This window comes from Microcoleus sp. MON1_C1, from assembly GCF_036701945.1.
GTDB lineage: Bacteria > Cyanobacteriota > Cyanobacteriia > Cyanobacteriales > Microcoleaceae > Microcoleus.
Genome location: NZ_JAUBRO010000017.1, coordinates 18,437 through 44,708 on the forward strand (window position 1 = coordinate 18,437; position 26,272 = coordinate 44,708).

The 26,272-nt window shown below is 45.7% G+C and carries 22 protein-coding genes and 1 pseudogene; 14 read left to right on the forward strand and 9 right to left on the reverse strand.

Translation table 11 applies throughout. The features are described 5' to 3' along the window. Positions 1 to 163: 163 nt before the first annotated feature. Complete coding sequence (locus tag QUA62_RS11770) at positions 164 to 1,144, reverse strand: ATP-binding cassette domain-containing protein (RefSeq protein ID WP_333404152.1); 981 nt, start codon at positions 1,142 to 1,144, stop codon at positions 164 to 166. Positions 1,145 to 1,341: 197 nt separating this feature from the next. Between QUA62_RS11770 and QUA62_RS11775 the strand changes: the two genes are divergently transcribed. Then, entirely contained in the window at positions 1,342 to 2,151 is an 810-nt protein-coding gene (locus tag QUA62_RS11775; RefSeq protein ID WP_333404154.1) for a calcium-binding protein, read from the forward strand. Between the two features lie 95 nt (positions 2,152 to 2,246). Here QUA62_RS11775 and QUA62_RS11780 read toward each other — a convergent pair whose 3' ends face one another. Further along, the gene (locus QUA62_RS11780; RefSeq protein WP_333404156.1) at positions 2,247 to 3,047 is read right to left on the reverse strand and encodes an SDR family oxidoreductase; all 801 of its coding nucleotides are present in this window, start codon (positions 3,045 to 3,047) and stop codon (positions 2,247 to 2,249) included. Positions 3,048 to 3,331: 284 nt separating this feature from the next. On the opposite strand from QUA62_RS11780, the gene QUA62_RS11785 reads away from it, so the two are divergent. Then, on the forward strand, positions 3,332 to 4,258 hold the full coding sequence (locus QUA62_RS11785; protein WP_333404158.1) for a DMT family transporter: 927 nt from the start codon (positions 3,332 to 3,334) through the stop codon (positions 4,256 to 4,258). A gap of 163 nt (positions 4,259 to 4,421) precedes the next feature. Then, positions 4,422 to 5,279, forward strand: coding sequence for an Hpt domain-containing protein (locus QUA62_RS11790; protein WP_333404160.1), 858 nt, complete (start codon positions 4,422 to 4,424; stop codon positions 5,277 to 5,279). A gap of 123 nt (positions 5,280 to 5,402) precedes the next feature. Here QUA62_RS11790 and QUA62_RS11795 read toward each other — a convergent pair whose 3' ends face one another. Further along, the gene (locus QUA62_RS11795) at positions 5,403 to 5,792 is read right to left on the reverse strand and encodes a hypothetical protein (protein WP_333284531.1); all 390 of its coding nucleotides are present in this window, start codon (positions 5,790 to 5,792) and stop codon (positions 5,403 to 5,405) included. A 482-nt stretch (positions 5,793 to 6,274) separates the two neighbouring features. On the opposite strand from QUA62_RS11795, the gene QUA62_RS11800 reads away from it, so the two are divergent. The 3 genes from QUA62_RS11800 (at position 6,275) to QUA62_RS11810 (ending at position 11,593) form a co-directional block, all read left to right on the forward strand. After that, the gene (locus QUA62_RS11800) at positions 6,275 to 8,800 is read left to right on the forward strand and encodes an ATP-binding protein (RefSeq protein ID WP_333404162.1); all 2,526 of its coding nucleotides are present in this window, start codon (positions 6,275 to 6,277) and stop codon (positions 8,798 to 8,800) included. A gap of 142 nt (positions 8,801 to 8,942) precedes the next feature. Further along, the gene (locus QUA62_RS11805; protein ID WP_333404164.1) at positions 8,943 to 10,406 is read left to right on the forward strand and encodes a CIA30 family protein; all 1,464 of its coding nucleotides are present in this window, start codon (positions 8,943 to 8,945) and stop codon (positions 10,404 to 10,406) included. 308 nt (positions 10,407 to 10,714) lie between these two features. Continuing rightward, positions 10,715 to 11,593 (forward strand): sugar ABC transporter permease, encoded by an 879-nt coding sequence (locus QUA62_RS11810; protein ID WP_333404166.1) that lies wholly within the window; start codon positions 10,715 to 10,717, stop codon positions 11,591 to 11,593. 158 nt (positions 11,594 to 11,751) lie between these two features. Here the strand turns inward: QUA62_RS11810 and QUA62_RS11815 are convergent, their stop codons facing one another. Beyond that, positions 11,752 to 12,453 (reverse strand): DUF4079 domain-containing protein, encoded by a 702-nt coding sequence (locus QUA62_RS11815; RefSeq protein ID WP_333404168.1) that lies wholly within the window; start codon positions 12,451 to 12,453, stop codon positions 11,752 to 11,754. A gap of 614 nt (positions 12,454 to 13,067) precedes the next feature. Here QUA62_RS11815 and QUA62_RS11820 point away from each other — a divergent pair. Then, a pseudogene (locus tag QUA62_RS11820) lies at positions 13,068 to 13,331 on the forward strand (winged helix-turn-helix domain-containing protein); the annotation flags it as partial. Positions 13,332 to 13,375: 44 nt separating this feature from the next. On the opposite strand, the gene QUA62_RS11825 reads toward QUA62_RS11820, so the two are convergent. Together QUA62_RS11825 and QUA62_RS11830 are read right to left on the reverse strand one after the other, a co-directional pair. After that, complete coding sequence (locus tag QUA62_RS11825; protein WP_333404170.1) at positions 13,376 to 13,798, reverse strand: DUF6335 family protein; 423 nt, start codon at positions 13,796 to 13,798, stop codon at positions 13,376 to 13,378. A 238-nt stretch (positions 13,799 to 14,036) separates the two neighbouring features. Next, positions 14,037 to 14,243 (reverse strand): hypothetical protein, encoded by a 207-nt coding sequence (locus QUA62_RS11830; RefSeq protein ID WP_006634408.1) that lies wholly within the window; start codon positions 14,241 to 14,243, stop codon positions 14,037 to 14,039. Between the two features lie 165 nt (positions 14,244 to 14,408). On the opposite strand from QUA62_RS11830, the gene QUA62_RS11835 reads away from it, so the two are divergent. After that, the gene (locus tag QUA62_RS11835) at positions 14,409 to 14,822 is read left to right on the forward strand and encodes a peptide chain release factor 1 (protein ID WP_333404172.1); all 414 of its coding nucleotides are present in this window, start codon (positions 14,409 to 14,411) and stop codon (positions 14,820 to 14,822) included. Between the two features lie 240 nt (positions 14,823 to 15,062). Here the strand turns inward: QUA62_RS11835 and QUA62_RS11840 are convergent, their stop codons facing one another. Beyond that, entirely contained in the window at positions 15,063 to 16,574 is a 1,512-nt protein-coding gene (locus tag QUA62_RS11840; protein WP_333404174.1) for an FAD-dependent oxidoreductase, read from the reverse strand. A gap of 101 nt (positions 16,575 to 16,675) precedes the next feature. On the opposite strand from QUA62_RS11840, the gene QUA62_RS11845 reads away from it, so the two are divergent. The 4 genes from QUA62_RS11845 (at position 16,676) to QUA62_RS11860 (ending at position 20,877) form a co-directional block, all read left to right on the forward strand. Then, on the forward strand, positions 16,676 to 17,524 hold the full coding sequence (locus tag QUA62_RS11845) for an ABC transporter permease (RefSeq protein WP_333404175.1): 849 nt from the start codon (positions 16,676 to 16,678) through the stop codon (positions 17,522 to 17,524). 72 nt (positions 17,525 to 17,596) lie between these two features. Beyond that, the gene (locus QUA62_RS11850) at positions 17,597 to 18,454 is read left to right on the forward strand and encodes an ABC transporter permease (RefSeq protein ID WP_333404176.1); all 858 of its coding nucleotides are present in this window, start codon (positions 17,597 to 17,599) and stop codon (positions 18,452 to 18,454) included. A 52-nt stretch (positions 18,455 to 18,506) separates the two neighbouring features. Continuing rightward, positions 18,507 to 19,568, forward strand: coding sequence for a spermidine/putrescine ABC transporter substrate-binding protein (locus QUA62_RS11855; RefSeq protein WP_333404177.1), 1,062 nt, complete (start codon positions 18,507 to 18,509; stop codon positions 19,566 to 19,568). 220 nt (positions 19,569 to 19,788) lie between these two features. After that, entirely contained in the window at positions 19,789 to 20,877 is a 1,089-nt protein-coding gene (locus QUA62_RS11860; RefSeq protein ID WP_190663438.1) for an ABC transporter ATP-binding protein, read from the forward strand. A 5-nt stretch (positions 20,878 to 20,882) separates the two neighbouring features. Here QUA62_RS11860 and QUA62_RS11865 read toward each other — a convergent pair whose 3' ends face one another. Together QUA62_RS11865 and QUA62_RS11870 are read right to left on the reverse strand one after the other, a co-directional pair. Continuing rightward, positions 20,883 to 22,067 carry a transposase gene (locus QUA62_RS11865; RefSeq protein WP_333404178.1) on the reverse strand — a complete coding sequence of 395 codons (1,185 nt, stop codon included), beginning with the start codon at positions 22,065 to 22,067 and terminating at the stop codon, positions 20,883 to 20,885. A 165-nt stretch (positions 22,068 to 22,232) separates the two neighbouring features. Continuing rightward, complete coding sequence (locus QUA62_RS11870) at positions 22,233 to 24,428, reverse strand: protein phosphatase 2C domain-containing protein (RefSeq protein ID WP_333404180.1); 2,196 nt, start codon at positions 24,426 to 24,428, stop codon at positions 22,233 to 22,235. A gap of 334 nt (positions 24,429 to 24,762) precedes the next feature. Here QUA62_RS11870 and QUA62_RS11875 point away from each other — a divergent pair, with 334 nt between their 5' ends. Both QUA62_RS11875 and QUA62_RS11880 read left to right on the forward strand, forming a co-directional pair. Further along, positions 24,763 to 25,194 carry an NfeD family protein gene (locus QUA62_RS11875; RefSeq protein WP_333404182.1) on the forward strand — a complete coding sequence of 144 codons (432 nt, stop codon included), beginning with the start codon at positions 24,763 to 24,765 and terminating at the stop codon, positions 25,192 to 25,194. A gap of 109 nt (positions 25,195 to 25,303) precedes the next feature. After that, positions 25,304 to 26,272: an SPFH domain-containing protein gene (locus QUA62_RS11880; RefSeq protein WP_333404184.1), complete on the forward strand. Its 969-nt coding sequence runs from the start codon at positions 25,304 to 25,306 to the stop codon at positions 26,270 to 26,272.

A 26,272-nucleotide genomic window follows, 5' to 3' on the forward strand; every position in this document is an offset into this window, starting at 1 on the left:
AAGATGCCCATTCCACAAAATATTGAAATTCTAGTGGAACAGGCATCTTGCCTGTTCAATTTTTCATTGTTAGCAAGGGGCAAGATGCCCGTTCCAAAAAACCTTGAAACTTTAGTAAAACAGATATCTTGCCTTTTAGGGAGAATGAACCCAGCCAAAAACATTACACTTTTCCCGTGCGGAAAACGCGACCGATTACCTCTTCAATTGGCGGGTCAGTAACAGTCAAATCTATCACTTCCAACTCCGCCAAAATCTTCGCCACGCTCACCGTCAGCTCTTCCCTTTTCACTAAAAAACGCACCGATTGTCCCTCAATAGATTCTACCTCCCCGTAAGCAAAAGCACTATCTTTTGCCAGCGGCTTAGCTAATTTTACCTGAACTTCCCGATAAGGTGCAAACCTGTCGAGCAATCCGTCTAAACTGCCATCATAAACTAATTGCCCTTCATGGATTAACAAAACGCGCTTGCACAAAGCAGTAATGTCCGCCATGTAATGGCTCGTCAACAGCACCGTTGCTTGATAGCGCTCGTTATATTCTCGCAGAAATTGCCTGACGCTAAACTGTGCGTTTATATCCAAACCTAAAGTCGGTTCATCTAAAAATAATACTTCTGGCTGGTGCAGCAGCGCCGCCATCAATTCAGCTTTCATGCGTTCGCCTAAAGAAAGCTTTCGTACCGCCTGATTTAACTTGCCTTCTAGTGACAGCATCTCTGTCAATTCTCCGACTCGCCGCCGATAATCTGTATCGGGAATGCCGTAGACAGCGGCATTGATTCGCAGAGAGTCAAGCACTGGTAAATCCCAAATTAACTGCTGTTTCTGCCCCATCACTAAAGTGATTCTTTGCAGAAAATCTGCTTCCCGACGAAAAGGAGTGCGATCGCACACTCTCACCGTACCCGCAGACGGATAAATTAAACCAGTCAGCATTTTCAGCGTAGTAGTTTTGCCCGCACCGTTAGCACCGAGAAACCCCACCACTTCCCCCGGTTCAATACTGAAAGAAACGCCCTCAACAGCTTTGATATTGCGGTAAGTGCGACTAAAAAAGTGTCGCACTGTTCCTTTAATCCCCGGTTCTTTAATCGCTACCGGATAAACTTTGCTCAAGTCTTCAACTAAGATAATTGGCATCGGTTCAAATTTTAACTTTTATTTTAATCTAGGGTATTTCCATCAGGCTTGTGCCAAGATGGAGCGATCGAGCTGTCTAGTAGGGTGCGCCAGCGATTGCTCGATCGCTCACAGGAAGTAACTGTGTTCTGGCGCACCCTAATAAGCTATAGAATATTGCACAATATCCATCCTCACATCGCACTAAGTTTACAAATATGGTACTCACCCCAGATAATTCAGACATCTCTCGTTTGGTAGGAGACAATTCTCCTGAAAATATTACACTTGCACCAGGACAACTTGCTAGTTTTCCGGGGGGACTTTGGATGGTCGGCGGCAATGATACTGTCAGGGGCTCGTCAGATGCAGAACGGATTTTCGGCAACGATGGTAAAGACAGTCTGTTAGGCGGTGTCGGCAATGATTCTATTTACGCCGGCAAAGATGATGACGATGTTTTGGGAGAAACTGGCGACGATTTCTTGACAGGAGATAGAAATAGCGATTTCCTTGATGGGGGTGCGGGAAATGATTTGCTGCGCGGAGGACAAGGTGTTGATTTGTTAGTGGGCGGAGAGGGTAATGATACTTTAATTGGCGACAGAGATGTGGATATTTACCAAGGTGGTGCAGGGAACGATGTATTTGTTTTGAGAGTCGATCAAGCGGGAAGCAGAGTAGTTGGAATTGAAGTTCCTGACGCGGTAATTGTGGATTTTGATAAGTCTAGCGATTCGATTGGAATTAGTGTGCCATTTACCAGCAGCAATATTTCCTTGGAAGAGGTAAGTTATAGCTTGAACGATCCGAGACTGCTGCTGATCGATCCTGCAACTGTAACGGGGGGAACGAGTTTGTTAGCCAAGGGCGGGATATCGCGGCAAAGTCTCGATCCCGATGGCAACGGCCGTGTGCAAGCTACTAATATTAGATTTGGTTTTACTAATGCTTTGTTGGGTACTGTGTTGAACGTGACCCCAGCCGATTTAAACAATCGTTTTATTAATGCTAGTTCTTTGCTTTGAAGCAGCTAATTGATTAATTATCTCTCAAGAACGGGCAAGATGCCCGTTCCACAAAAAAAACTTAGTTTTTGTGGAACAGGCATCTTACCTGTTCTTCAGTTGCGTTTTTCCATTGCCCACTGCATCAAACCGGGGAACAAACGATAAGCTTCCGATGCCAAAAAAGCAGGGCCGACGGTAACTTCTGCACGCTGATTTTTCACAGCATCCCAAATAGCTTTAGCAATATCTTCTGGCTGAGTTGCCCAGTCAGATTTTAGCATTTGGCTCATTTTCTGGCGGCGCAATTCGACTCCGGGTTCGTCTCGATCGCGAAATTGAGCTCTTTCTAAAAAATCGCTATTAATCAAGCCCGGATGCACGGCGCAAACGTGAATACCTTGAGGCGCTAATTCCAATCGCAAAGTTTCTGTTAAACCGGTTACTGCATATTTGCTGGCACAATAAGCAGTCATTTGAGGCAAAGGCATTTTGCCACCAATAGAACCAACATTAACTATTGTGCCAGTTTTTCGTTCCAAAAAATGTGGCAACATTTCTTGAATTGTGTTAACGCATCCCCAAAAATTGGTATTCATTAATTGCTGCCAGTCTTCGGAGGTAGTGTGCTCGATCGCCCCCGCGAGACAAATGCCAGCATTGTTAACTAAAACATCGATGTTGCCGCAGGCATCTAGGGCTTTTTGAACGATCGCCCGCACTTGGTCAATGTCGCCGACATCCCCCGGAATAGTTACAGCGGAAGTACCTTCTCGCTGCACTTGAGCCGCTGCTGCTGCCAATCTCTCTGGCTGGCGAGCTACCATCACTACATCGTAACCTTTACTTGCAAATAAAATTGCTGTTGCTTTGCCACTTCCTTGAGAAGCGCCTGTAATCAAAACTGTAGGAGCCATAGATAGTTATAAATTGTAAGTGGTAATTGTTTTTTTGCGATATTGAAACTATAACAGAGGTTAGATAATTTTAGGCGCGACCTCTATTAATAATTATTGAGTATAGGATTTTTTTGTGCTTCGCGAACGGGCTTTTTTTAACGAACCGCGAAGGCGCGAAGGACACGAAGGAAGAAAGGAGAAGAGAAGAGGAGAAGAAGAGAATAGAAATTATTCATAATTTGTGCGAAAATTGCTTTGTAAATTTTCCCAAGGCCCAATGCCCAATGCCCAATGTCTAAAAAATGAATCTTCCGAAACAAGCACCTAATTGGTCGATCGCCCTAGTGTTAATTATCGGCGTTTTAGCCGTCTCAACTTCCTCAATCTTAATTCGGCTGGCTAACTTGAAAGCAGGGGCGGGCGGTTTGGGTTTCAGTCTGGTACTCGCCGCCTCTCGTCTGACTTTATCTGCTTTAATTCTGCTTCCGGCTTGGCGGAAAATTCAGTGGAACGCCCTGCAACCGGGAACTCGGCGCTATGCTGCTGCTGCGGGTTTGTGTCTCGCGCTGCATTTTGCCCTCTGGATTACCTCACTTTCTTATACTTCGATCGCCGCCTCGACTGCCCTCGTCACCACTAATCCTGTCTGGGTAGCGCTTTTATCGCGCTTCTGGTTCGGCGAAAAACTCAGCAAAATGTCGATCGCTGGCATTACTATAGCCCTGACAGGGGGAATCGCGATCGCCCTCGGAAGTGCGGGCGCAGCCCATGCTGGCAGCAGCCAACTGCTGGGCGATTTCCTGGCTCTGGCTGGTTCCTGGGCTGTCAGCTTGTATTTGCTGCTGGGCCGGGAAGCTCAGCGGCGGGGACTGGGAATTGGGGGCTATATCGCGATCGCCTATACTGTTGCTGCGATCGTCTTGCTGCCTCTCCCCTTCGCCCTCGGCACTACTTATACTAATTACCCCGACATTGTATATTTTTATATTTTGTTAACGGCCGCTTTGCCTCAGTTAGTCGGCCACACCATTTTGAACTGGGCGGTAATGCAGATTTCCCCAACTCTGGTAACTCTTGCCATCTTGTTTGAACCGGTTGGGGCGAGTTGGTTGGGTTATTTGCTGTTTGGGGAAGTGCCGGCGCCGGCGGTACTCGCAGGTGCTGCGGTGCTGCTGTTGGGGGTAGCAACCGCTACCGTCGGAGCAAAAAAAATTAGTGTCAACAGTTAAGAGTTAACCGTTTTCGACATTGCCACAACAGTTGCCGTGAGTCAGAATAAAACAAATTAGGGGTTAAAAACCCGAATTACTCATCAGTGAAATATCGATTCAAAACTATCAAAGGTCTGAGTAATGACTAATAATACTCGGCTGCCTTTAGGAGAATAAAATTATGCTGCCAGAACAACTACAGCGGATCATCGGCTACTTTATCGAAGAAACCACAGAACAGATCCAAATTATCGGACAAGGCTTGCAAGATCTGCAAAATACCGTGCCAGATCCCCAAAGAATACACCAGCTCATCCGAGCCTCGCACTCGATTAAAGGGGGAGCAGCTATGCTCGGATTTAGCAGCATTCAGCGCATTGCTCATCGGTTGGAGGATTATTTAAAGCTGCTCAGAGAATGTCCGATCGCCATTGATAGCAGGCTACAATCGCTCTTAACCGAAGTTTTTGATATTTTAGCAGCCCTCGTGTCAAAGGTTTCTAAGGGTTTTGGGCTCAACCACGAAGACGCAAACCAAATGCTCTCCCTCGCCGAGCCGGTTTTTGACGAACTCGACGCTTACCTGAGAGTGCGAATTCCCACTCGCCTGACTGTGAGAGCTACTACGGACGAACATATTCACGTTTTCTCCGGTTACTGCACCTCCCTGAGCGAATTTTCCTCAGCTATTGCTTCGCGCGTCGGTTTGCTCGGAGGCACTATTACCCGCCACGATCAAGATAGCCAGGGCATACGCCTTTGTATTGACATTTACCTACCGCCTTACACCAGGATCGAAAACATCCGCCAAGCTGTCGAACTCTCCGGCGCTATTATCGGGAATGTTCAGACGCAGCGCGACTTTTCGCTGCTGGCGACTGCGGATTATCCGGTTTACCACAGTGCGATCGAACCTCCCGCAATTTGCATCGGATGCCGCTACTATTACGGCAGAAGCGATGGCGGCTACCTGCTCAACTGCACGATCCATCCCCGCGGCCCGGAAACCGAAGATTGTCGCGATCGGGAACCGGAATAAGCAGTAGAAAATCTGGACTCTGATCCCCGATTTGCAACCAGGGAAAACTTTCTTCTGAAACCTATATTCTCCCTGACATCTTTGACATTACCCCGACCAAATTATTTTTGAGTTCCTAGATAATTACATCCTTCTCTCCAAGATAACTAAATCCTTCTTCCTCTGGAGAGCTCCCCTAACAACTGATACTGCAACTCGAATTAATTGCATCATGCTTGCAGGATGAGCGATCGCCCAGACATTGATTGTCAGACAAGTGATTCCCATAACTAACAAGATGTATGTCGGAGGCATTACTACCCCGATCGCGAACCAGCAAAAAACGTGAAATATCATTGCTGTAGCCCAAACGCTGGCGACAACCACAGACGCCCAAATTTGTATTCGAGGTCGGTTTAGCGCTGTCAAAATCACTGTCAGCAAAGTAGTCAGCAAGTTTGCCGGAACTAAAAAGGCACAGATAGCTATGCAGTAGGTATGAGAAAATTCAGTAACTGTATTGAAGTCGATCATCAGTCTAATTGTCGGGCCTGTTGGATATACTTAAAGAGCTTAGCGTGACTTGACTTTCAGATCTTGTCACCCTTACCTTAACTTAATATTTCAGTAAGTAGGCCGCTCTGGAGACGCATTTCTCTCCCGCTTTTCCAGCAGGCAAAATTTTACCACAAATATTAAAGTTTTGGGAAATTATTAAACATACTTGAAGAATGGCAAAAATTGCTGTGATAATTAACATCGGGAAGCGATAGTATAGAAGAGCCAAGTCGGTAAATTTTCTAGAAGGCTGAGGCTGGTCTAACAGCAACACATACTGCAGGCTGGTTTTCGACTAAATCATTTTTGGCTGAGTATCGGATGATTGATTCTCAGTGTCCGTCCCAGGATCGAGCCGTTATGCGATCGAACAATATGAGATTATAAAAAAGCCAATTTGCTCTCAAATTTCAAATCATTAGAACCCTCTCGAAATTATACAGCGGAAGGCAAAGCAAATGGATCGACAAATCACAATTCCCGCACTCGAAGAAGTTGACTTGACAAACTGCGACAGAGAACCCATTCACCTATCCGGGCACATTCAGCCACACGGGGTGCTCCTTGTGGTACGAGAACCTGAACTACAAATAGTGCAAGCCAGCAAAAATACGCAAGATTTGTTAGGAATTGATGCAGAAAGTGCGATCGGTCAAGATTTAAGCTTATTATTCGATAAAATTCAACTAGAAAAACTCAAGACCTGTTTGCGGAAGGAAAACTTAAAAACCGTCAATCCCATTAAACTCACTGTTGAAAAAGCAGGTAAATATTTAGAATTTGACTGCATTCTTCACCGAGAAGAAGAAGAAGTTTTGATGGTCGAGTTAGAATTAGCCACCAGCCCAGAAAATCTTTCTGTTTTTAGCTTTTATAATTCAGTGAGAGCGACTGTCAGCAAAATTCAAAGCGCCCCGAATCTCAAGGAATTATGTCAACTAACTGTAGAAGAAATCAGGAAAATATCGGGGTTTGATAGAGTTATGGTCTATCAATTTGACCCCGAAGGCAACGGCGCTGTGATCGCTGAAGCTAAAGCAGAAAAGCTGAGTCCTTTCTTAGGATTAAACTACCCCAGCTCAGATATTCCCAAACAAGCCAGAAAACTGTATTCGTTAAATTGGTTGAGGTTAATCCCAGATATTAATTATAAACCAGTCCCCCTTGTTTCAGGCAAGAATGCGGCTTCCATCCAGCCCCTAGACCTCAGTTTCACCGTGTTGAGAAGCGTTTCTCCCATTCACATAGAATACCTGCAGAATATGGGCGTTGCAGCTTCGATGTCAATTTCTTTAATCAAAGACCAAAAGCTGTGGGGATTGATTGCTTGCCATAACTATACACCAAAATACCTCAACTATGAATTGCGCGCCGCCTGCGAATTTATCGGGCAAGTAATGTCCTTAGAACTGCAATCAAAAGAAGGAAACGAAGACTACGACTACAAACTGCACTTAAAATCCATTCAAACTAAGATTTTTGAAGACATCTCCACGTCTGAAAACTTGTCACAAGTATTAGTTAAATGTCAGAATAATTTGCTAGAAGCAGTCAACGCCCAAGGAGCCGCAATAGTATTTGGAGACAATTGCTATCTAGTCGGGCAAACACCTCAGGGAGAAGCGCTCAAATACTTAACTCAGTGGGTGCAAAATAACCTAAAAAAAGAAATTTTTTATACTGACTCGCTGATCAAATGCTATCCCGAAGCTGAGGAATTTAAAGACACGGCCAGCGGGTGTTTGGCCATAGCAATATCGCCGACTCAGAAAATATACGTTTTGTGGTTTCGCCCGGAAGTAATTAAGACCGTAAATTGGGCGGGCAACCCTAACAAACCAGTTGAAACCGATGAAGATGGCAACGCTCGACTGTCTCCTAGGAAATCCTTCGAGCTGTGGAAAGAAAATGTGAGGTACAAATCGTTGCCTTGGAAACAATGCGAAATAGACGCTGCATTGGAACTGAAAAAAGCAATGATTAATATAGTGCTTTGCCAAGTCGAGAAACTAGAAAAATTAAATACAGCACTAGAAGCATCCGTCGCCAGAGAGCGCGAAAAAACTGCTAATTTAAAAACAGCGATGTCCGAGCTTAAGCGGGCGCAAACTCAATTAGTGCAAAGCGAAAGAATGTCAAGTTTGGGACAGTTGGTGGCGGCGGTAGCTTATGAAGTCACTAACCCGATTAACTTCATCTACGGAAATCTTAGCTATGCCAACGAATACAGTCAAAAAATGATCGATTTATTGCAGCTTTACGAGCAGCAATATCCGTCGCCTTCGCCAGAAATTCAAGCACAAATTGAAGCAGTAGAATTAGAGTTTATAGTTGAAGACTTACCGAAGTTGCTAGGTTCAATGAAAGTAGGAGCTAACCGCATCCGCGAGATAGTTCAGTCGCTGCGAAACTTCTCTAGAATTGACGAAGCAGAGATTAAACCAGTTGACATTCACGACGGATTGGACAGCGCTTTGCTGATTTTGAGCAACCGACTCAAACCGAAGCCCGATCGCCCCGCAATTCATCTTATCAAAGAATATGGCTCTTTGCCTTTGGTTGAGTGTTACGCAGTTCAAATCAACCAAGTATTTATGAATGTACTGACAAATGCAATTGATGCTCTCGAAGATGCCTTTGTCAACAATAATTTATCGTCGCACTGCGGCGACGAAGAAGAGTCACTCAAGTGCGGACAAATTCGGATTGTGACTGAAATTTGTCCCGGAGAAAAAGCCGTAGCAGTTCGGATCAAAGACAACGGTTGGGGCATGGAACCAAAAGTTCGCCAGAAAATTTTTGAGCCGTTTTTTACCACAAAACAGGTGGGCAAAGGTGCGGGGATAGGTTTGGCGATTAGCCACGAAATTGCGGTAGAACAACACGGGGGCAAATTGACTTGCATTTCAGCCCCCGGAGAGGGAACCGAGTTGATTATTGAGATTCCCTTGAGCCAAACTCATCCCACACCCATTGTCAAGTGAAAAAAAGTCCGCGCTAGCGAAGCTATCCCGAAGGCGCGCGCCTTCGGTGAAGGGTAGCGAATCGCCCAAATTCAAAAATCGAAAATTCAATTAAAATACAAAAGTAGCTAAGTAGATTTGAGCCAATTCTGAGGAAGCGACTGTGACTGAAAAAAATACCGCCCAATGGGATGCCGGCCGGTTTCTCAAAACCTTGGCTTATTTCGGCGTCATTCCCTTCATTGGCAGCATTAGCTGGCTGCAACAACTCTTTGGAAGCAGCAGCAACAGTAAAAAAGACCAACCCAAACTGGTACTGGTAGCCGGTGCCACCGGTGGCGTCGGGAAGCGAGTTGTCAAGCGGCTGCAACAGCGGGGATATAGAGTGCGAGCCCTCGTCAGAGATACCAAAAGAGCAACAGAAATTCTCGGCAAAAATGTCGAGTTAGTCGAAGGAGATATCACTCTGCCAGAAACCCTAACACCGCTAGTAACCGAGGGCATAGAAGCAGTTATCTGCTGCACCGGCACTAAAGTTCAACCGGTAGAAGGAGACACCCCAACCAGGGAAAAATACTATCAAGGCATCAAATTTTATATGCCGGAAGTTGTCGATGTACCCGAAATTGTCGAATACAAAGGCCTCAATAATTTAGTGCAAGCTGTTCGCCGCCAGCTAATTCAAGCAGGCGAAAAAACAATTTTTGACTTCACAAAACCCAGCCAAGATTTAAAAGAAACTTGGGGTGCGCTCGACGACATCGTGATGGGCGGCACCAGCGAAAGTTCGATCCGGCTGACAGACAATACAGCTATATTCACAGGCAATGTTTCTACTGCCAACTCGGGCGGCTTTGCTTCGGTGCGTACCCGCAACTTCGATACTCCGCTTAATCTCGCAGGATTTAGCGGCCTCCAACTGCGTGTCAAAGGCGACGGCAAGCGCTACAAATTGATTGTTCGCAACGAAGCTAAATGGGATGGAATTGGCTATTGCTATTCGTTTGATACTGTTTACAATATCTGGATTACTGTCACCGTTCCCTTTGATGAATTAATCCCAGTATTCCGCGCCAAAACTGTTAAGGATGGCTCTAAATTTGATGCCAGCAGTATTTTTTCTTTTCAGTTAATGTTGAGCAAGTTTGAATATGATGGCGCGCTCAACCCGAAATTTACACCGGGTATTTTTCAACTGGAGTTAGAATCTCTTAAAGCTGATGGGGGACAGACTTTGCCGCGATTTGTGATGGTGAGTTCGGCAGGAGTTACCCGCCCTGGCCGCCCGGGAATTAACTTGGAAGAAGAACCGCCGGCAGTCAGAATGAATGATATGTTGGGGGGGATTTTGACTTGGAAGCTGAAAGGGGAAGATTGTGTGCGATCGAGCCGCATACCTTATACTATTGTCAGACCCTGCGCTTTGACTGAAGAACCGGGAGGCAAAGCTTTAATATTTGAGCAAGGAGACAATATTAGGGGCAAAGTCAGTCGGGAAGATATTGCAGAATTGTGCGTGGAGGCTTTGGAACAACCTCAAGCTTGCAACGTTACTTTTGAGGTGAAAGAGGGGGAAAATGCCATTTCTCCGGGAGACTGGCAGGCTTTGTTTTCGGGAGTTAAATAACATATCCTACTTCTTAGTAAAACGAGGTAGGCTTGGTGATTGGTAATTGGTAATTGCTAATTGAGAAAAAGGAGCGCGCCTGTCAGCATACCTCATTTATTTGAGAAATGCCATGTGACAATTAAGATTGAGTCAGATTAAATGAACCGCGAAGACGCAAAGGACGCGAAGGAATAGAAAGAAGAAGATGCAGTTCTTCCTTCGCGCTCTTGGGGTCTTCGCGGTTTAATCATTCCGATGTAACTGGATTTGGTATGATGAGTAAAACAATCACCAATAAGTAATCACCAATAACTAATAACTAATTTATGTCTGTGACTTTTTCCCGACGCTCCTTGACGCCTTATTTGTTTTTGCTTCCGGCTTTATTTATTTTGAGTTTGACTGTTTTGTGGCCGGCGGTGCAAGCTTTTTATTTGAGTTTTACAAACTACGAATATGATTTAACTCAAATGCCGCAGTGGGTGGGGTTGAAGAATTTTAACAGGTTGTGGGGCGATCGCACATTTTGGCAAACTTTGACGAATACGCTGCTGTATCTCACCTGCGTTGTGCCTGTATTGGTTGTTCTACCGTTGGGAATGGCGATTTTGTGCAACCAAAAACTTAAGGGGATGAACTGGTTTCGAGCAGCCTACTACACGCCGGCGGTGATTTCCATGGTTGTCGCCGGGATTGCTTGGAAGTGGCTGTTTGCTGAGACTGGACTGCTGAATCAGTTGGGGGAATTGTTGGGTTTACCTCCTGTTTCTTGGCTGGCTAATCCGAAGTTAGCAATCTTTAGCGTCATGGCGGTTACTATTTGGAAAGGATTGGGTTATTACATGGTGATTTATTTGGCAGGGCTGCAAGCTATTCCGGCAGAACTTTATGAGGCGGCTGCTATTGATGGTTCTGAGGGTTTGGGAAAGCACTGGGATATTACTGTGCCGCTGATGAAGCCTTATTTAGTTTTAGTTGCGGTGATTTCGGCGATTTCTGCTACTAAGGTTTTTGAAGAAGTTTATATTATGACTCAGGGCGGGCCTCGCAATAGTTCTAAGACTGTTGTTTATTATCTTTACGAACGAGCTTTTAATGATTTGGAAATTGGCTATGCTTGTACGATCGGGCTGGTTTTGTTTTTGCTAATTTTGGGTTTGTCGATTTTGCAAGTTAGCCTTCAGGGGTTGACTCGCAATGATTAAGGTTTATGACTGATTAAGACTGACGCGCTCCGGGCATCATAAACTTTGTTTCTCGTTCTCATTCCTGTGATTACCAAGATTTTGTTACATTCAGAAACCCGGTTTATTGGTCTAATTTCTACTAATTTTAGACTTGAATATCGAAGTAATGCGATCGCTCACGGCTTTGGACAGGTCTTATTGGCGAAATCACAGGTATAAATATAGGGTTTCTGCCAGTTCAGAGGAATTTCTAATAAATCCCTGGTTCCGGTCATTCCCTGTCCCAGAAAGAGCAGCACAGCGATCGAGCTCAAGATGACATGGATAGTGCGCCAGCGATTTGAGCGGTCTTTGTAAATGTTTTCAATGATGGCAAGCGAGAAAACCATAATTAGCGCAGCGGTGATGCCAATGTAGTAGTGAGACCAATACCATTCATTGGTTCGCCGATAAACGCCATCTTGAGTGCCAAGAATCACCAAACCAGTACCTGTTAGGGTGGCAAATAGGCCGCGCCATAAAGCGGGTGTCGCTCGATATAGCATGACCAAAGAGGCGATCGTTGCAACAAACATCAGCACAATGAAAATGACCTGAAAGGAGTTTTTGCTCCAAACATCCTTGCTCCAAATATGCTCAAAAATCGGGTAGGCTAGACCCAACAACGTCACTCCTACCACCGAACCTGACAGAATTCGACCTGCTTTGACGTGTTCGGGGCCGACTACAGGTGGAATTTTGCTCTTGGTGTCGATCGCAATTTGCTTCCGACGCTGCATGGTTTGCCACCCCATATTGAGAACAATACCAACCATAGGAAAAACAATCGCTACAGCTAAAATAGGATGCAGCAAAGCCAGAAAATCTTTAAATTCCATAGATCACCTTTTTGTTGAAGAGGGTTGGCTTCATCAACCCGGTTTTTGCGATACATAATATCATACCCGGTGATCTAAGGACAGTAAGTTTGCAGTCAGGACTAATAGTGATTATTCACCCGCATATAGAGGGCTAAATTCCTGACTGCAACCACGCTTTATGAAGGGTAACTCACCGGAGATGTTGATAAATCAGAAGATATATAGCCATCCTAAATCATTTGTGAATTTCTTACTCCCTCCCCTTGATAAGGGGAGGGTTGGGGTGGGGTAAAAAATTTACGACTCATTTAAGATTGCTATAGCAGTTGTCTATTGGGTGAGGTACAGCTTTCTCAATTACCCAATTACGCAATTACAATTACCTTATTCTCAGGCAAATGAAAACTGCTCGCGGTAATGTCAGTGGCGGTTAGCGACTAATTCCCTGCATCACTTTGAGCCTCTATGTTACTCAGCCTTTCAGTATGGAAGAACTCCTCGCGAGAGTGAAAGCACATTTGCGCCGAACTCAACCAAATGACCCATATCAGCTACAATTTGAAGACCTAACCTTGAACGGTTTAACCCGTGAAGTTTATCGAGGCAATCAACTAATTTAACTCACTGCCAAAGAGTTTGATGTGCTAGATTTTATGCTGCGAAATTCCCGTCAACTTATTAGTCGCGACCGAATCTTAGAAAAAGTCTGGGGTTACGATGTTATGGGCGAGTCAAACATTATTGAAGTGTATATTCGTGCGTTACGGATTAAATTAGAAGCAAGTAACTCCAAACGCCGGCTGCCTACTTTTCGGGGAGTTAGATACGTGGCGAGAGCAAAAGTGATGAGGGGCGGATTTACAAATACTTCGCAGATAAAGTATGGATACTGGTGAACCCGCTCCTATTATGCTACCTATTTCTTTTGTAAAAAATAGACCTAGAAATCCGGTCGTTCTTGATAATCTTCCGCAGAACTAGGGTCTAATTCCCAGCGACTTTCATCTCGATGTTCAAGCATATTTGTTGTGTTCAAAATAGCGCCATCGGGCATTTCTATGCCCGCAGCGGCTCCCAGTTCGTCAACAATATCCAGGTCGGGAGTAGGTGCGGTTCCGCCCACCGATTGCTCGCCAGTGGCACTTTCTTGTTCCGCAGCAGGATCGCCATCCTCACCGCCGATTTGGGAACTGCTGGAAGAGTAGTCCGAACTGCTGTCCTGCAGGGTTGTTATGTCGTCTTGGCTCACCCCCGGTTGATCGATGACGCCGGTACCGTAAGATTCGGTAATTTCTTGAGGCAATTCGCCTAAATTATCGCGTTCTGTTGTTGTTTTTGCGTTGCTTTTCTTTGGCTGTGCCACGATACTTGCTCCTGTTTGTTTTTGAACTCAATTAAATTAAAAATGTCCGAATTTGGCTTTAACTGAATTGTTTTTAGTAATTGCCGCTGGCTATAATTAAGTGGTATAATAATTCCTATTTAAGCTTTTAGCTTCTATCCCAGGAAATATATGGATTCGGCTCAGCTATTTCATTGGGAATACAAAAAGCGATCGCCCGTTTGAAAAGGGCGATCGCTTTTTAATTCGGAGGCTAATGCTATTCGGGAAAATCAGGGATTACCCATTTGGGGGGTTCCGTCCGTTTCCTTCTCACCGCTTCCTCTGCTATTTCTAGCATTTTATCCAGAGAAGTATTTTCAATAAAGTTAGACGTTGCTTCTGCGTATTCCCGCTTCGGGCACTTGTCGCCCAGAACGCAGCCATTGACGCAAGCTACAGCACAATCGACAGTGTTCTCCACCATAACTTTTTTCCTTTCACGGTTCCAACAACTAGCAGGCAGATGCTCTGGGTTAATTTGTCAAGAGACTGCCCTGTATGTTTATTTTACTTTACAAACTGGCATCAAAGGTCGATCGCCAGGGCAAAACTGTTATAAAATCAAAGCAACCTACCTAATCTGCCGATCGTGAGTAATTTTCTGCGGCGCTTAAAACTTTTACCTTGGCGAGAAATGCTGCAAATTTCCGCCCTCGTCAACTCAATCGTGATTGGACTAGAGCTATTTTTAGCCTGGGGTTTCACGCAATCGCGGGCAATCCGCAACGGGTTGACGCTTCTCTACGGTTCCTCCCTAGGGATATTGATACCTTTTGCAGCAGCAGTGGGAATGGGAGCTTTAGCAGTGTACTTTTTAGAGTATTGGCAACAACAATTTTTGCTCAACCGAATTAGTTTGTGGGTTTTAGTTTTGTGCCTGCTCTTGGGTTTGGTTTTAAAATCATTCCTACCCATACCTGCTTCTTTAGCAAGTTTATCAGAAACTGCACTAATAGGAATTATGGTGGGAGTTTTTTGGAAGGGCCGGCCTTATTGGCGATAGTCAGGCAATTTTAGATTTTAGATTTTAGATTGGCAATGACTGATGAAAATTCCAATTTCGAGCTTGTCTACAGTTGCATTTTTTTGTGAATATAGTATCATTAGTCATTGGTCGTTGGTTATTAGTCTATATGTAGGGTGCGCTAAGCGCACCTTACCGCTTCAAGCAAGAAATTCCTTCTTCCTTCTTTCTTCCATCCGTTAAATCCGTTACAGAATCCGTTGCCGAACTTCCTTCTTCTTATGGCAGCCAAAAATCTGGAATGAATGTTTTAGTCAAACTGCGAGTAAACTGATTAATCTTTCTCCCGATTTGAATGTGCGGTTCGTCAGCTTCCACGGGAATAATTGCCGCTTTGTTTCCGATTCCGAAACGCGAAATTACCAAATTTGCCGCCTCCAAACCAGTAACATAAGCCTTTTCCTGCGACCAAGAACCGTGACGGGTCACAACCCAATCGCCGCTCATCAATACATTATCATAACTTGTTACCGCAGGCAACAAATACTGATAGCTACCAGGGGCAAAATGCGTCACCGCCCGCGACAGCCGAATCGCGCTGCTGTCAATTACTTTTGCCTCCCGAAAAGCCGGAATGCAAGTCGCTAAATCCCGCTGAACTAAGCTAACAATTTCCTCATCTTTGAGGGGAATTAATTGATTGGCGTGATAAAAGTCAGCTTCTACAACTGTTCCCGGTTCATCTCGAAATTCGTCGTGCAAAGCATTCAAATCAAAAAACGTCCAACCCGTAGTTGAACTAAACCCAAAACAGGCATTAGAAGGCAGCGGGATGTCAATTTTCCTGTCAAACCAGAGGCGAACAGCTAACACGTCAACTGCACCCAGATTCATCGCGTCCCGAAACTCTTGGCGGCTTTGCAAAGCGGGGCTGCTGCTGATAATTTTTTGCATTCCCGTGACCCCAACTGCAAAAATAACCGCATCTGCATCGAAGGTTTCTTCGCCGCAAACAACGCCTGTTGCTCGGTTGTTGCTGTCAACTCTTAAATCACTAACTCGCTGCTTTGTCAATACTTTTGCACCGAGTTTTTCCAGGCGTTCGACCCAGGGACGAAAGATTTTTTCTCCGACTGTCCCGCGACACCAAACTACATCAAAGTCCGGTTGGTGTGCTAATATGAAATAATAAAGCATTCCCAAAGCGGCGGCAGCAGAACACTGTTCTCCTGGTGCAAATAAACCTACTAATAACATCGGTTCAAAAGCATCGCGGTACAGCCTTGCTGAAACACCAAACTGTTTGAATAGTTCGCGGGCTGTGACGCGATCGTACCTGCGCCACGCTTCGTCGGAATTGTCGAAATCTAGGACGGCGTAGAGTAAGGGCAAGGCTGAAAGCCGATCGACTAATGGCAGCCTTTTAAATCTGGTGTAAAGAAAGGTTCCTAACGGTGTGGGAAGCCGCGGTTCGTCCTGAAAAATCGGCGATTCTACTTCCAATCCGGCCGGTGAATACTGACAAGAACGAGTCCAAGGCGTGAAGGGATAGAGGCCTAACTCCTTGACTAAGGAAAAGATGTTTTTGTAGGGATACCAGAAGCCATGAATGCCTGCTTCTACGGAACGCCCGCCGGCGGTTTTCCACCCTGCAACTAAGCCACCCGGATAGGGGCCTGCTTCTAACAGGGTGACATCATAGCCTTGCTGGGCTAGGTGATAGGTAGCGCCTAAACCGGCCCATCCTGCACCGACGACGACTATTTTTGGGGTTGACGATTCTGCTGACATTGCGTACCTCTTGATAATTTATTAATGATGACATAATTCATAAAATCCGGATTTGATATAAAATGTGTTGAATTATGTGCTAAATTTCGCTTGAGTGAATAATGAGTGTAAAAAACCGCCAGCAGACTAACCTGTTGCTGCTGTTATTTCCCGCTACGGCATGGCTGATGGTTTTCTTCATTTTGCCCGTGCTAATTGTACTTTTGTACAGTTTCTTAGAACGCGGTACCTACGGTGGCGTTACTTGGATATTTACTCTCAGCAACTACCAGCGTTTGTTCAGCGGACTTTTCTTAGGAGTAATTGGGCGATCGCTCTGGCTGGCTTTTCTGACAACAGTTGCCTGCTTATTAGCTGGCTATCCCCTGGCATTCTTCATAGCCACCCGTTCTCCCCGCTGGCGAAATGCTTTGCTTTTGTTGGTAATTATTCCATTTTGGACTAATTTTTTAGTGAGAACCTACGCCTGGATCATACTCCTACGTAGCGAAGGAGTAGTTAACACAGCCTTGCAAAGCCTCCTAATTATTAGCGAACCGTTAAACTTGCTTTTTACGCCTTTCGCTGTGGCGATCGGTCTTATTTACGGCTATTTACCTTTCATGGTTCTGCCTTTATATTCTAGCATAGAGCGCTTCAACTTTTCATTGGTTGAAGCCGCTCAAGATTTAGGGGCCAATGACATTCGTACTTTTTGGCGCGTGTTTTTACCATTAACAAGTCGCGGCTTTGTTGCAGGATCGATTTTAGTTTTTGTTCCCGCCGTCGGCGCTTTCATTACACCGGATATATTGGGGGGTTCTAAAACAGTTATGGTGGGAAATTTGATTCAAAATCAGTTTATGAAAGCCCGCGATTGGCCTTTTGGGTCGGCGCTTTCTATGCTGTTGACTGTAATCATATTGATTCCGGTTTTAATTTACTTCCGCGTGTCTGATGAAACTCAATAAGGTAAGGTATACACGAATCGTTGCACCCTGCGTTTAGGTTAAGATGCGCTAAGGATTAATGACTACTGACTAATGACTAAAACAAAACTAGATTTACTCGTGCGGGCGATCGGCAAAAAGTGGCTTTTGGTACAAGCTGTACTAGCATTAGCCTTTCTTTACTTGCCAATTCTCATCTTAATTATTTACTCCTTTAACGCCTCCAGATTCAATGCCGTTTGGCGCGGCTTCACCCTCGATTGGTACCGCAGTTTGTTTAGCAATGCAGGCGCGACGATTGCTACGAGTAGCAGCGCCGGAATCTGGACAGCACTCAACAACAGCTTGCTAATTGCAGCTATTTCGACTGTGTTAGCAACCGTTTTTGGTACAATGATCGCGCTAGCACTGGAACGCTTTCATTTCCCGGGGCGCAAAGCCGTAGAAGCTTTACTGTTTTTGCCCATTATTATGCCCGAAATTACGATCGGCATTTCGCTGCTAGTTTTCTTTACCCTAGTATTTCGGATCGTAGAAAATCTCACGGGAATTCGGCTCAATCTCGGCTTACCTACCGTAATTATCGGTCACGTTGTCTTTAATATTTCCTTTGTGACTATTACTGTCAGGGCGCGTTTGGCGGAACTAGATCCGATATTAGAACAAGCCGCTTTTGACTTGGGCGCTAACGAATGGCGGACTTTTTGGCGAATCACTCTCCCCCTAATTTGGCCCGCTATTTTCAGCGCGGCACTGCTGGCTTTTACTCTGTCGCTGGACGATTTTGTCGTGACATTTTTTACCACTGGTGTCGGTTCAGTGACGCTGCCACTATTTGTTTACGGCATGATAAAATTTGCAGTGACGCCCGCGATTAATGCCATTTCAACTTTGATGTTGTTCGCTTCCTTATTGCTGGTTTTATCATCGTTAAAGGTTCAGAAAACTTAAAAATTTTACTTTTCTGTGTCATAATTATTTTCGTCTGCAACTAACACAACCTATGAAACGCCTGCTGACTTTCCTACTTTTGTTTGTGATGAGTGCAACGGTGGCTTTCGGCTGTAGCCCCACAGGTGGCAACCAGCAGCAAGTGCTCAGCATTTACAATTATGCAAGTTATATCGCCCCAGAAGCGATCGCCCAATTCGAGAAAGAGAACAATGTTAAAATTCAATACGACACTTTCGAGAACAGCGACGCACTTTATGCCAAACTAAAACAGGGAAACCCGGGTTACGACTTAATATTTCCCGCCGATTACATGGTGAAAATCATGATCGCAGAAAATATAATTGAACCGCTGAATTTAAACAATATTCCCAACCAAAAAAACCTAGAACCTAAGTTTATCAATCAAGCTTTTGACCCTGGAAATAAATATTCCCTGCCCTACCTGTGGGGAACAATGGGAATTGGCTACAACGTGAAAACAACCCAGGGAGAACTTAACAGTTGGGCGGCGATGTTCGACCCGAAATATACCGGAAAAGTGGCGTGGCAAGATGATGCCAGATACACATTTGCAGGAGTTTTAATGTATTTAGGATTTGACCCCAATACAACCAATCCCGAAGAAATTAACAAAGCCCGCGATTTGCTGATTAAAAGTAACAATATCATTGCCGCTTTTGTCCCGGATAGTGGTCAAAATTTGCTCGATCAAGGAGAAGTAAGTCTGACAATGGAATGGAGCGGGGATATTTTCCAAGTGATGACAGAAAATCCTAATATCCGTTACGCTATTCCCAAAGAAGGAACAATCATTTTTTCTGACAACATGGCAATTCCCAAAGGTGCGCCCCAGAAAGAGTTAGCGGAGAAATTTATTAACTTTATTTTGCAGCCCGAAGTAGGCGCTAAAGTGTCTAATTTTACCCACTTCGGATCGCCCAACAAAGCAGCAATCGATCAAGGTTTAATCGACCCGAAAGATTTGAAAAACCCTCAAATTTACCCGCCGGCTGAGGTGTTTGACAAAATGAAATTATTGCAGGATGTCGGGAAAGCAACTGCATTGTACGATCGAGCTTGGACGGAAGTTAAAGCAGGGGCTGGAAAGTAGATATAAAACAGGTTTCTGCCAGGGCTGGTTTACTTAATTTTTTAGCTTGTTTTGGAGTTGCACCATTCTCAAGAACAGGCAAGATGCCTGTTCCACAAAGAATAAATTTCTTGTGGAACGGGCATCTTGCCCGTTCCTAAACAAGTAATTGAGAATGGTGCAAGATATCAGTTTAACCGGACTCGAACTCAGATTTTTATCAATCATACATACTAACACAATGCACGCTGTCGAAGTTTTAGACGTTTCCAAAGTATTTAAAAGTGTCCGCAGTCAAGATTTCTTAGCTGTAGACAACATTAATCTGCAAATTTACGATCGAGAATTCTTTTCTTTACTCGGCCCTTCCGGCTGCGGCAAAACTACAACTTTGCGAATGATAGCGGGTTTTGAAATTCCCACAGCGGGCGAAATTTACATTCACGGTCAACCGATGCAAAATCGCCCACCCTTTCACCGCCCTGTGAATACGGTATTTCAAAATTATGCTTTATTTCCGCACATGACAGTAGCACAAAATGCCGCTTTTGGGTTGGAAATGGAGAATTTGCCTCAGAAAACAATTCGCGATCGCGTTGCTGAAGCCTTAGCATTAGTACAGTTAACCGATGTAGAAAAACGCTATCCCCGCCAACTGTCAGGGGGACAGCAGCAGCGAGTAGCGCTAGCAAGAGCATTAGTTAAACAGCCGTCTGTTTTGCTGTTGGATGAACCCCTAGGAGCCCTGGATTTAAAATTGCGTAAAGAGATGCAATTAGAATTAAAAAAAATGCAGCGCAAATTGGGAATTACGTTTATTTATGTAACTCACGACCAAGAAGAAGCGCTAACTATGTCGGACAGAATTGCAGTTATGGATGGAGGAAAACTGCAACAAGTCGGGACGCCTGTTGATATTTATGAATATCCTAAAACGCGGTTTGTTGCTGATTTTATTGGCGACAGCAATTTTTTAAGCGGGCAAGTAGTAGAAAAGCAAAACGGTCAAATAATAGTGTTGGTTGACCAGCAGTTACCCGTGTTAGTTGCGACAGCCGAAGATATGCCCGCTGGGAAAGTTGTCACCCTGGTGTTGCGGCCAGAAAAAGCTGCTATTTACCCGGCTAATTATGATGTTGAAAATAGCTGGCCGGGAATAGTAGAAGAGGCTATTTATATTGGCACTGACACGCGGTATACGGTGCGGTTGACTGCTAAAAGTTCGATCGCCCTTCGCCGACAAAACTTGCACAGAGATGACTTGCAGCGACACAAAGTCGGCGACAGCGTTCGAGTGGCCGTGCCGCCGGAAAGTATCTGCATTTTTTGACATACTCACCGCCCTACAAGGGCAGTGATTCTTGACGCTTCATCGGGTGAAGCTACGGTGGTAGTCTTACTCTCCCTCTGCGTCCGTTTAGAGTCGTGGCAATGCCCTATCCCGACTTTTTTTATATTTTTGGCGGCGTTCTCATCCCGATCGTGTTGAGTTGAGCAATTTAAGCAAACCACCGACCTAATAGATAGGTCTAATTTTCCCCATTTATAGCCGCATTCAGAACAGACTTGACTGGTGGGTTCCCACCTACTAATTATCCTAAACTCACGGCTAAATTTCTCGGATTTAGCTGAGCAAAATACCGGAAACTGATACCATCCCTGCCTGCTAATTGCCCTGGCTAATCGTCGATTATTTACCAGTCCCGACACATTTAAGTCTTCTAAAACAATCACTTGGTTTTCGTTGACTACTTTGGTTGACAATTTGTGCAGGAAGTCGGAACGAGTGTCGGCAATTTTGTTGTGCAGCTTGGCGATTTTCAGGCGGGTTTTATTTCGGCGTTTGGAGTCTTTATGTTGGCGTGCTAACTGGCGTTGCAGTTGACTAATTTTACGCTCTGCTGTCGAATAATCGGGGCTTTTCACCTGCCTCCCCTCGCTGAATACCGCAAAGGTTTTCAACCCTAAATCGATGCCGATCGATAAGTTTATTGGCGTGAGATTAACAGGTTTGATATCTACTACAAAGCTGAGGAAGTAGCGGTTTGCACAATCTTTGATTACCGTCACCGAACTAGGTTCCAATGGTAACTGCCTCGACCATATAGGACTGACCTTCCCTATTTTTGCCAAGTAAACTTGACGGTTTTTAATCGAGAAAGCCGACTTGGTAAACTCGGCTGATTGCTTGTAGGTCTTTTTTTTGAACTTAGGCACACCTACTTTCACCCCCTTTCTTTTCTTTTGAAGAGAGTTGAAAAAGTTTTTATAGGCTGTTGCCAAATGTCTCAAAACCTGCTGTAAAGGAACGCAAGATACATCGTTCAACCAGGCTCTTTCTTCGGTTTTTTTAGCACCAGTTAGCAGTGCAGACAACTGATTGTAGTTTGGCAACTTATCGGAGGATTTGCACAAAGCCAAGGCATCGTTCCAGACTACCCTCACGCAACCAAACAACAGAGCGAGGCTCTGTCGTTGTTGGTTCGTGGGATAGAATCTGTATTGATACCTTGCTTTCATAGTTTTCGTTGGCTGTTTCTACATTATTAGACTACAGGATTGAGCGAGTAAGCGAGAACAATTCACAGAAAGTAAAGCCCACAATTTCGCAAGTAAAGTCGTCCTAAAAGGACGGGGTTTCAAACCCATTTTTCTGATGAAAAATTCTGCTTAATTCAATCTCCCTTACTCCCGTGATTGCGAAGGAGGTTCCGCTTCTTCAGCCGAGGGAATCTCCGAAGGACTCGATTCCGGCGACGGCGAAGAAGTTTCCGCTTCGGGCGGCGGAATTTCCGAAGGACTCGATTCGGGCGACGGCGAGAGACTCTCGGCCCCGGGCGAGGGAATTTCCGCAGGGCTCGATTCGGGCGACGGCGAGGCACTCTCAGCCCCGGGCGAGGGACTCTCCGAAGGACTCGGGGCGGGAGTTTCCGGCGGTGGCGGAAGTTGTTCGGGCTCTGGCTGCGGGCTTTGGAGGCTTTGCACCCACAAACCTAAACCGCCGCCGGCTAATATCAGCCCCAACAGCCCCAGTAGGGGCAGCGGAAGCTTGGATCGCCGTTTTTGAACGGGTTCCGGGGCGGGGGAAGTGTCGGGGTACAACAACTGTTTGGACGATTCAGAAAGCTGAGATTCAGGAATCCTCCCGGACTTCTGGAGGGATCGCGGCAGGGACGGCGGCAGCGACACCGAGCCTGACACTGGCGCTGACACTGGCGCTGACGCCACCGCCGGATCAAACAGTACCAATCTCTCCGGCGACATCCGACAGTGAGTGGCCACCACGGAGGTGTTGTCATAACCGTTTTTCTCGTTGGCGAGACGAATCCAAGACTGAACCGCAGCTTCCAAAGACATTTTGCCTTCGAGCACCTCTGGGCCGTAATTCTCCCAAGAGCGCTCTACCCAGTCGTTGTCGCTCAAACCGTCGGAACACAGCAGCAGTAAGCCTTCCTCTTCGACAATAAATCGCTGAATCGTCGGGCGCAGGAAATCGGCGTCCCGCGTGCCCAAAGCTTGAGTCAGGGCTCCTGCATCGGCTCGCAGTTGAGTTTCCCAGTACAAACAGTGTCCTAGCTGGACTTCCCTTGAGGCTACGTCGTCGTCCACAGTCAGCCGGTGACAGTAATTTTTGCCAATCCAATAAGCGCGGCTGTCTCCAACATTGACTAAATAAAGTTCGTGACTGTTATTCGAGGGCAAATCCTCGGAAATTTTCACTTTTTGAGGCAACTGGAGGGCCATCACCAAAGTCGTCCCCATCCGCTGCCGCAACTCTTTTCCCTGCTCGTTATTTTGAGCGGAAATCACATTATTCACAACTCTCACTATTTCTTCGAGTTGCTTGATGACCATTGCTGGCGTCATCAACTCTTCTTGTTCGGCAATTTCTGCGAGCAAATTTTGGATTAAAGCTTTCAGGGACTGCACGGCTAATTGACTGGCAACTTCTCCTCCTTCGTGGCCTCCAACCCCGTCGCAAACCATTGTCAAGTAAGGAATTAGTTTGTCGTTCCCTGAAGTTTTGCTAGATTGAAAATCAGTAGCAACCGGATAGCAACTGTCTTCATTTTGGGAGCGCTGCGGCCCGGTATCAGTCATGCCGACTACTTCTAAGTGCAGAGGCAATTTAGCGGCTTGTTCTAATAGTAAATCGTTTAGTTCCAGACCGATCGCCTCGAAATTCATGCTGCTGCGGCGCATAAACTGACAAATCTCTCCGAGTTTCGCCTGCACCTCGGGTTGCGCTGATTCCACCAAACCTGACCACACATCTCCCAAATCCCGCAGCGTCGGTACAAAATTGCCCCGGTGCAGTTCCAGCAGGCGTACCCGCCAACCTTCCACCCGCAAATTTTCCGGTACCAGCAAACTCGAAGCGACTCCCTGTTCCGACAGCGGCGCCCACAGTTGGAGCATTTGCCACAGCCAGTAAACTTGGCGCGCGGCGCTTGTCCCCGACCAAGATTCTAAAATAGAAGGATACAGGCGACCGAAATTATTGATGGGCACATTTTCCAACAACAGCACCTCTTCCGCTTCCGGTGCTTCCCCCAGGGAACAAAAACCGTATACTTCCGGCGTATGCAGCCGTTGGGGATACAAATGCAGGTAAGGCATAATGCTATCCGGCAGTTGTTCCGGGACGCTGGGAGGCAGAACTGGACGGCTGTCGAGCCAGATTTGGGGTGCAATGACAAAGTATCGATCGGCTATTACCTTACCCGTCGGCACTTCCTCGGCTGCTTGCCCCACCACCCACACATAGCGATAAATTAAATCCGTTTCGCACGCTGCACAGTGCTGGCGGCCAAAGGTATTGCGGGGATCTGGACAGCTAAGATTCGGGCAATAAATGGGTTCGGAGAAACTGCTGATCATATCGAAATAGTTTGTGTAAAAACATTCTGAAGATATATGATTCGCCAGCCCAAATTCATGAGCTTGAGAATAAACTGATTTTAGCCCCTATCAATTTCTTAACTGCCTTTGGGCCCGTAGAAATTGTAGTTTCTGCCAGTCTGCACCGGCTTAAATTGTAATTTAAGTTACTAAACTCAGACTTGGAGTACGATGGAAGCCTCAACCTGGTACCGCGGCGCGAAAAAGCGCTCTGAGGGCTTGCAAGTGGCAAACCCTTGCAGAGTCAGTTGTTGGCATTTCTTAAATCTTAAATTTCCAATCTAAGATCTAAATAGTATCACCTATTCTTTTTATGATCTGGACTCCGACGCTCCTTTGGCTGCTAGCTGGGTCTTTGCTGTGTTTGGCAGAGCTATTTCTCCCGACTGCTTTTGTCGCTTTTATGATGGGACTGAGCGCCTTCGCCGTAGCGGGATGTTCTCTAGTTCTACCTTACGTTAATTTACAAATATTCCTGTGGATGGTACTTTCGACAGTTTTTGTGCTGCTGTCTCGGCGGTTGATACCAAAAGGCACGGCAAGGGCGATCGCAGATTCTCAGGAAGCAAAAACTTTAACAGAAATTCCCCCCGGAGAAGCCGGCCGAGTCATTTATGAGGGGAATTCTTGGCAAGCTCGCTGCGAAGACACCAAGGCCACTATCCCCCCCAACCAAAACGTAATTGTCGTCGGACGGAAAGGCACTACTCTGATAGTTTTGCCAGAAAATCTCTTGCATTCTTAAACAAAATGCGTAATTAATCACAGGCAATTAGTAGTTACTCATCAGTCATTAGTCAACATTTAACAGTCAACAGTCAACAGTCAACACTCTATATTGATAGGAGGCGACCGTGGAACAATTTTTTTTACTTGTATTTTTAGCACTCGGCGGCTCAGCCCTCGCAGGTTCAGTCAAGATTATCAATCAGGGAAATGAAGCGCTGGTGGAAACTTTAGGTAAATACAGCGGCAAGAAACTGGAACCCGGTTTGAATTTTGTCACGCCGTTTTTCGATCGCGTCGTGTACGAGCAAACAATTCGGGAAAAAGTCTTAGATATTCCTCCGCAAGCTTGTATCACCCGGGATAACGTTTCCTTCACGGTTGATGCTGTGGTTTACTGGCGCATTGTAGACTTGGAAAAAGCCTGTTACAAAGTAGAAAATCTCCAGTCAGCAATGGTAAATATGGTGCTGACTCAAATTCGCGCCGAAATGGGTCAACTGGATCTCGAACAAACCTTTACTGCTCGTTCTCAAATTAATGAAATCTTGCTCAGAGATTTAGATATTGTTACCGATCCTTGGGGAGTGAAAGTAACGCGGGTAGAATTGCGCGATATTATCCCTTCTAAAACTGTACAGGAATCGATGGAATTGCAGATGGCAGCCGATCGACGCAAGCGGGCGGCAATTCTGACATCCGAGGGCGAACGCGAGTCAGCAGTTAACAGCGCCAAAGGTAAAGCAGAAGCGCAAGTTTTGGATGCAGAAGCGCGCCAAAAAGCGACTATTTTGGAGGCGGAAGCTCAACAAAAGGCGATCGTCCTGAAAGCTCAAGCAGAACGCCAAAGTCAGGTTTTGAAAGCTCAAGCTACTTCTGAGGCTTTGCAAATCATCGGCAAAACTCTGCAAAATGACCCCAATGCTCGTGAAGCTTTACAATTTTTGTTAGCTCAAAACTATCTGGATATGGGTCTAAAAATTGGCACCAGCGACAGCAGCAAGGTGATGTTTATGGACCCGCGCAGCATTCCCGCTACGCTCGAAGGAATGCGATCGATCGTTGGGGAAGGTAATAATAATGAGGCGAAAAAGTAG